The following is a 7,150-nucleotide window of genomic DNA, read 5'->3' as shown; positions in this document are numbered from 1 at the left end:
CTGCAGGCGCCGTCCCCTGGAAGGGGAGAGGGCGCTACGCGCAGCGAGCGCCAACAGGGGTGAACCCAATTCATGGAGGCGTGCGGGGCAGGGTGACGGTAAACGACGTCCCGCTGGCGGCGTCCGATGAAACAGCGATGCTTCCGCCGTGCGCCCGAACGATTTCCTGGCAGATGAACAGGCCCAGGCCCAGCCCGGTCGGCTCCCGCTGCTCGGCCCTGGCAGGAACCAGGCCGCGAACCAGCGGCTTGAAGATCTGCTGCTGCTCCTTCAGGGGAATCGGTGTGCCCAGGTTATGGACGGAAAAAACCACCTGGTCCTGCTGCTCCCACAGGCGCACTGTGACGGGCTTGTCGCGCGCGCCGTAGGAAATGGCATTGGTCAGCAGGTTGGACAAGAGCTGCCCCATGCGTCCTTCGTCCCAGGTGCCGTTGAAATCCCCGGTGCTTTCCAGGCGCACAGTGGCCTTCGGATTGCGTACGCGGGTTTCGTCCACGACTTTTTCGAACTGGTTGACCAGGTTGCCCGGGCTGGGCTTGATGGGCATCAGGCCCTCGGACTGGGAGCGCGTGAAATCAACCACATGCTCGATCACCCGGTTGATGCGCACCACGCTGTTGATGATGGCGTCCGCCGCATGGGCCGCCAGCTGGCCGGAGCGCACCAGGTATTGCGCCGACATGGAAATCGTGCCCAGCGGATTGCGGATGTCATGGCCGAGGATGCCGATGAACAGGTCGGTTGATTTTTTTGTCTGGTCGGTGTATCGCGCGACAGATTCGGCAATGGCCTGGTCCATCGCTTCATTGAAGCGGATCAGGTCGCGCATGTCGTTCTGGTGGTCCTGTCCGCCGCCTGCGGAGGTCCAGAGCTGCACGACATTGGCCCGCAGGGCGCGGTACTCGGTGATCATGGCGTCGATGGCGAAGCCCGACACCATGCGTGTGTCGGCGTGGGTCTCGGCTGCTGATTCGAGCTCTCCGTGGGCCTGCCTTCCTCCACCCCGCGACTTTTCTTCCTGTTCGGCGGCGCTCTGGGGTTGCTCCAGATCGTTGGCAATGGCGGCGAGGATCTCGCCCGCGTGATCGCGCAAGTCCTTCTTGTGCATCATGGTTCCGTCATGTGCCACTGTGGCGGCGAATTCGTCCCACGCAGTGAGGATTTTTTCAGCATTCGATCGGAGAAAGGTGGAAAGTCGCATGTTTGAACTTCTCGGTTGCTGGAACGATTGTCTGGCCATGACGGGTGCTGCCGGCAGGGATTGCGCACGCTGATGTACGCTGCAATAAAAAAACCCTCCGGGGTACCGGAGGGTTTTTTTCAGCTTGGCGGCGGGCTTAGCGGGCGACAGCCTGCACAGGCTCGGCCACGTAGATCTCGACGCGGCGGTTTTTCGCGCGGCCTGCGTCGGTGTTGTTGTCGGCGATGGGTTCGCGTGAACCGCGGCCGTCGGTGGCGACACGGTTACCTGCAACGCCACGGGCGACCAGGTAATTGCGTGTGCTGTTGGCACGGTCGATGGACAGCGGATTGTTGATCGCATCGCTACCGGTGCTGTCGGTGTGGCCAATGATGGTCACTGTCGTCACCGGGTTCTGGTTCAGGCTGGTGGCAAACTGGTTCAGGATGGGTGCGAAGGTGGTGCTGACATCCGAGCGGCCGGTGGCAAACGAGATGTCCGAAGGAATGTCGAGCTTGAGGCGGTTGTCGGCGGTCTGGCTCACAGCCACGCCGGTGCCGACCGTGGCTTGCTCCATGGCGGCCTTTTGCTGCTGCATGCGTTGCGACCAGAGGTACCCACCGCCAGCGCCCACGGCACCGCCAAGGACGGCGCCCTGGGCTGCCCCTTTGGAACCACCGGTGGCTGCGCCAAGCACAGCGCCAGCGACGGCGCCGATGCCGGCACCTTTGGCCGTGCCCTGCTGGGTTTCGCTCATGTTGGCACAACCGCTCAGAAAGAGGGCGGCGCAGGTCAGGGAAGTGAGTACTAATTTCATGGGAGCTCCTGGTGAAAGTTGTTGTTGAAGGGGATTAAACCCCTCGTGTGTGAATGGTAGGGGGTGCTCGGGTGTGAATTTGTAAGCGAATCGCCCGAACTTCTGCCCGCCAGCAGCGATGCTGGTGAGCCCTTAAACTAGGCGCGGCCTTTTTCCAGCCCCTTCAATGTCCTTGACTCTCTTTCACTTTCCATCCCAATGCAAAAAATACAGCTAGGCAGCAGCGATCTGCAAGTCACCCCCATTTGCCTGGGCACCATGACTTTCGGCGAGCAGGTGGGCGAAGCCACGGCCCATTCGATTCTTGACCGTTCCCTGGAGCGCGGCGTCAATTTTCTTGACGCGGCAGAAATGTACTCAGTGCCAGCCCGGGCCGAGACCTTCGGCGCCACGGAAACCATCATTGGCAACTGGCTGGCCCAGTGCCCGGGCGCCCGGGACAAGCTGGTGGTGGCTACCAAGGTCGCCGGTCCGGCCCGCGGCATGCCCTGGATACGCAACGGCAGCCCCGACCTGACGCCGCAGGACATCGTGCAGGCCTGCAACGACAGTCTCAAGCGCCTGCAGCTCGAAACGATCGACCTGTACCAGATCCACTGGCCCGCACGCAATGTGCCGGCGTTCGGCATGGTGTATTTCGACCCGGCCAAGGACAAGACCGTGAGCTCCATTCACCAGCAGCTCGAGGCGCTGGCCGGGCTCGTCAAGGCGGGCAAGGTGCGAGCGATCGGCCTGTCCAACGAAACGCCTTATGGTGTGCACGAGTTTGTGCGCCTGGCGGAGCAGCACGGCCTGCCCAAGGTGGCGACCGTGCAGAACCCGTTCTGCCTGATCAACCGCACGGTGGAAAACGGCCTCGACGAAACCATGCACCGGCTCGGCGTGTCGCTGCTGGCCTATTCTCCGCTGGGGTTTGGCCTGTTGACTGGCAAGTACGATGCCACCGGCACCACCGGCCCGGATGCGCCCAAAGGTGCGCGTATTTCGGGGTATGAGTCGGTGCGCAAGCAGCGCTGGGGCCGGCCCGAAGCGCTGACTGCCGCGCGGCGCTACAACGCGCTGGCCCGCGAACACGGCCTCACGCCCACGCAGCTGGCGCTGGCTTTTTGCTACACCAAGTGGCAGGTGGCCAGCACCATCATCGGCGTGACCTCGGTGGCCCAGCTCGACGAAAACCTCGACGCCTGGGGCACGCAGCTTTCCCCCGAGCTGCTGGCCGCCATCGACGCGATCCGCTGGGACGCGCGGGATCCCGCGCTTTAAATGGTTCTCCCCCGAAGCACCTTCGGCGCCTCCCCCCAGGGAGCGCCATCAGCGGCCCGGCAAAGCCGGTTCCGTGGTGGCACTTGACCGGAGTTGCCGTGAGCAAAAAAGATCACGTTTCGGAAACACCTGCGACGCAACTTCTCAGAGCGAACAAGGTGGTGTTCACCGAACATCCCTACGAGTACCTTGAGCATGGCGGCGCGCAGCACAGCGCCGAGGTGCTGGGATTCGATCCTTTCACCGTGGTCAAGACCCTGGTCATGCAGGACCAGGACGCCAAACCGCTGCTGGTGCTGATGCATGGCAACCGCAAGGTGTCGACCAAGAACCTGGCCCGCCAGATCGGCGCCAAGTCGGTCGAGCCCTGCAAGCCCGAGGTCGCCAACCGGCACAGCGGCTACCTTGTCGGCGGCACCTCGCCGTTCGGCACGCGCAAGGTGATGCCGGTGTATATCGAGGAAAGCATCCTGGCCCTGCCTGAAATCGCCATCAACGGCGGCCGGCGCGGTTACCTCGTCCGCATTGCGCCGCAGGTGTGTGTGGACCTGCTGGGTGCAAAATCGGTCCAGTGCGCGCTCGCCGATTGAAATCAAAACGACAACGACAACAACAACAACAACTACAACAACACTGGAGATCACCATGGACTACGCTTATTCCGCCCTGGCCGTGCTGGCGGCCTACCTGATCGGTTCGCTGTCCTTCGCGGTCATCGTCAGCCGCCTGATGGGCCTGAACGACCCGCGCAGCTACGGCAGCAAGAACCCGGGCGCCACGAATGTGCTGCGCTCGGGCAACAAGGCGGCGGCCGCGCTCACGCTGCTGCTCGATGGGCTCAAGGGCTGGTTGCCGATGGCGCTGGTCATCTGGTTCGGCAAGGACTACGGCATGCGCGAAGGCACGCTGGCCGCCGTCGGCCTGGCGGCCTTCGTTGGTCATCTTTACCCGGTGTTTTTCGGCTTCCAGGGCGGCAAGGGAGTGGCGACCGCTGCCGGCGTGCTGTTTGGCGTGCACTGGGTGCTGGGCCTGGCGACGCTGGCCACCTGGGTCATCGTGGCCTTCTTTTCGCGTTATTCGTCGCTGGCCGCGATTGCCTGCGCCATTTTTGCGCCCTGGTATTACCTGATCGGCGACCGCTCGTTCTGGTACGTCGACAAGATGATCGCGCTGGCCATTGTGGCCATGAGTGCCTTCCTGATTTTCCGGCACCGGGAAAACATCAACAAGCTGCTCAAGGGCACGGAATCCAAGCTGGGCGCGAAGAAGAAGGGTTAGGAGGGCTGAGCCGGACCGGCTCCATCTTCATTTGCTATCGATTAAATAGCTGCTTGCACCCGCAGAATATGGGCTACAGCCGCTTTTCTCTCTAGAATCGCTTGACCAGCGTCATCTGGTCGTTTTCGCGGATCATCTGGAAACGCGTCAGGAAGCTGTTGCCCAGCAGCATGTAGGGCATGGGTTGGGGCGACACCACCGCGTCGATGTCGTAGACCTCGACATCGCCGACGCGCACGGAAGCGAGTTTCACGCGAAAGCCCTGGGTGACGCCGTTGGCGGTGCTCATCTGCACCGGCTGCCCGTTCCTGTAGTTGATGCCGGCGCGTTCGGCATCGGCGGCGCTCATGGCCACACCCGTGGCGCCAGTGTCCACCATGAACTGGACCGCGCGGCCATTGATCTGGCCCGGGGTGAAGAAGTGCCCCCCGGTGCCCGCGGTCAGCACAATGCGGCTGCCCTTGCCGGCGCCCCCGCCCGTGCCCCCGCCGGCACCCACGCTGACCGGTGCATCACCGACGCGCACCGTGTGGCGCTTGCCCGAGAGTTCCAGCACGGCCTGGTCGCCGGCGGTGGAAACCACCTTCACCCCCTGGTGGGTTTCCCCGGGCGCGACCGATTTCGGGGCGCCGCCATTAACGATCAGCAGCGCCTTGCTGCCCAGCATGCCGGCCAGCGCGACACTCTGCGCGTGTGCCACTGGAGCCAGAAGGCCCGCCAGCACGATGAACAAGAGGGCGAGTTGCACACGAACGGTCGCCGCGCCGAGCCGCCCCAAGCAAGGCCAGCCCCCTGCACCCATGAAAGGGGCAGCGAATCTCCGGAGGCACACGCAGTGTGGAGCGTGGGGGCCCATTGTCTAATCGCGGAAGTTATTGAAGCTCAGTGGCATGTCGGGCAGGTCCGCCTTGATCATGGCCATGGCCTCCTGCAGGTCGTCACGGTTTTTTCCGGTCACCCGCACGGCATCGCCCTGGATGGAGGCCTGCACCTTGACCTTGCTGCCCTTGATCAGCTGCGAGATCTTCTTGGCCTGTTCGGTCTCGATGCCGTTGCGCACCTTGATGACCTGCTTGACCTTGTCGCCGCCGATTTTCTCGACCTTGCCGGCGTCGAAGAAGCGCACGTCCACGCCGCTTTTGGTGGCCTTGTTGCGCAGGATGTCGGTGATCTGGTCGATCTGGAAGTCGCTGTCGCCGATCAGTGTGATCTCCTTGTCCTTGAGCTCGATCGCTGCGGCCGTTCCCTTGAAGTCAAAACGTGTGCCGATTTCCTTGGCCGTGTTTTCGACCGAGTTTTTGACCTTGACCAGATCGGCTTCGAGAACGGTGTCAAAAGAGGGCATGGTTTTCCGGCTTCCGGGGTTGCGTGGCAGGGGTATCAGGGTGCGACAATCCCGTGATGTTAGTCGAGAAAAACGTTCCCCTCCAGTTTTGCAATACCTTTGGCATCATGGCCAAGGCCCTCACGCTGGTGCGTATTGCCAGCGAGGAGGACGTGGCCGCCGTGCTGGCTGATCCGGTGCTGCAGGCGGCACCCAGGTTCGTGCTGGGCGGCGGCAGCAACATTGTCATCACCGGCGACGTCAAGTCCGTTGTGCTCAAGGTGGAGATCATGGGCCGGAAGCTGGTGGACGAAACCGCCAAAGCCTGGATCGTGGAAGCCGGCGCCGGCGAGAACTGGCACGAGGTGGTCGCCTGGACCCTGCACAGCGGCTACCCGGGCCTGGAAAACCTCGCCATGATCCCCGGCACTGTGGGCGGCTCGCCGGTGCAGAACATCGGCGCTTATGGCGTGGAGTTGCAGGACCGCTTCGACTCGCTGGATGCCATTGATCTGACGACCGGCCAGAGCTTCACGCTGGACGCGGCGCAATGCGCGTTTGGCTACCGCGATTCGGTCTTCAAACACAGCAGCACCGGCCCGAACGGGCGCCCCGGCCTGGGACTGGCCGGCAAGGCCTTGATCACACGCGTGCGGTTTGCGTTGCCCAAGGCCTGGAAGCCGGTGCTGGGGTATGCCGACATCGAGAAAAAGATGGCGCAGTCCGCCATCACCCAGCCTGACGCGCTACAGATTTATGAGTGGATCTGCGAGATCCGCAAGGCAAAGCTGCCTGATCCGAAGGTGATTGGCAACGCCGGCAGCTTCTTCAAGAACCCGACGGTGACGCCCGAGCAGTGCGCCGACATCATCCAGCGCGAACCCAAAATCGTGCACTACCACCTCGACGACGGCTCGGTCAAACTCGCCGCCGGCTGGCTCATCGACGCCTGCGGCTGGAAAGGCAAGAGCATAGGCAACGCCGGCGTGTACGACCGCCAGGCGCTGGTGCTGGTCAACCGCGGCGGCAGCACCAACCCGGTGACCGGCGGCGAGGTCATGACCCTGGCCAAGGCGATCCAGACCAGTGTGTATGAGCGCTTCGGCATTTTGCTGGAGCCTGAGCCGGTGGTGGTGTAAGAGCCCGGTAGAGCCTGCTGCGCGGGTGTGCTGCTGGCTCACGGCGCCCCGAAACGCTACTGTTTTGATAGCTGCTCGCGAAGATACAACGAGGGCTAGAGGCCGATTTGGCCTATAAAAATGCAGATTTCAGGTTTTCTGACCGTCTG

General features: G+C 62.9%; 8 protein-coding genes. 4 read left to right on the top strand and 4 right to left on the bottom strand.

Annotated elements, in window-relative coordinates:
• Positions 1–70: 70 nt before the first annotated feature.
• Positions 71–1,201 carry a sensor histidine kinase gene (locus PSV33_RS02820; protein ID WP_300558390.1) on the bottom strand — a complete coding sequence of 377 codons (1,131 nt, stop codon included), beginning with the start codon at positions 1,199–1,201 and terminating at the stop codon, positions 71–73.
• A 136-nt stretch (positions 1,202–1,337) separates the two neighbouring features.
• A complete protein-coding gene (locus PSV33_RS02815) occupies positions 1,338–1,997 on the bottom strand; it encodes an OmpA family protein (RefSeq protein WP_300558387.1) in 660 nt (219 codons plus the stop codon).
• A 198-nt stretch (positions 1,998–2,195) separates the two neighbouring features.
• Between PSV33_RS02815 and PSV33_RS02810 the strand changes: the two genes are divergently transcribed.
• The 3 genes from PSV33_RS02810 to plsY all read left to right on the top strand — a co-directional run bounded on the left by PSV33_RS02810 (position 2,196) and on the right by plsY (position 4,538).
• Positions 2,196–3,260, top strand: coding sequence for an aldo/keto reductase (locus PSV33_RS02810; RefSeq protein WP_300558384.1), 1,065 nt, complete (start codon positions 2,196–2,198; stop codon positions 3,258–3,260).
• Between the two features lie 98 nt (positions 3,261–3,358).
• Complete coding sequence (locus PSV33_RS02805; RefSeq protein WP_300558382.1) at positions 3,359–3,850, top strand: aminoacyl-tRNA deacylase; 492 nt, start codon at positions 3,359–3,361, stop codon at positions 3,848–3,850.
• Positions 3,851–3,905: 55 nt separating this feature from the next.
• Positions 3,906–4,538 (top strand): glycerol-3-phosphate 1-O-acyltransferase PlsY, encoded by a 633-nt coding sequence (plsY, locus tag PSV33_RS02800; RefSeq protein WP_300558379.1) that lies wholly within the window; start codon positions 3,906–3,908, stop codon positions 4,536–4,538.
• Positions 4,539–4,629: 91 nt separating this feature from the next.
• Here the strand turns inward: plsY and PSV33_RS02795 are convergent, their stop codons facing one another.
• Positions 4,630–5,286 (bottom strand): TIGR02281 family clan AA aspartic protease, encoded by a 657-nt coding sequence (locus tag PSV33_RS02795; RefSeq protein WP_300558377.1) that lies wholly within the window; start codon positions 5,284–5,286, stop codon positions 4,630–4,632.
• A gap of 111 nt (positions 5,287–5,397) precedes the next feature.
• Positions 5,398–5,883 carry a YajQ family cyclic di-GMP-binding protein gene (locus PSV33_RS02790; protein WP_293592675.1) on the bottom strand — a complete coding sequence of 162 codons (486 nt, stop codon included), beginning with the start codon at positions 5,881–5,883 and terminating at the stop codon, positions 5,398–5,400.
• Positions 5,884–5,939: 56 nt separating this feature from the next.
• Here PSV33_RS02790 and murB point away from each other — a divergent pair, with 56 nt between their 5' ends.
• Positions 5,940–7,001, top strand: a complete 1,062-nt coding sequence (gene murB, locus PSV33_RS02785) for a UDP-N-acetylmuramate dehydrogenase (RefSeq protein ID WP_300558373.1) — start codon at positions 5,940–5,942, stop codon at positions 6,999–7,001.
• Positions 7,002–7,150: the final 149 nt, after the last annotated feature.

The sequence above is a fragment of the Polaromonas sp. genome, assembly GCF_029945895.1.
Taxonomy (GTDB): Bacteria; Pseudomonadota; Gammaproteobacteria; order Burkholderiales; family Burkholderiaceae_C; genus Polaromonas.
Note: the sequence above shows the minus strand (reverse complement) of the source record. Positions and strands in the feature narration are given on the sequence as shown.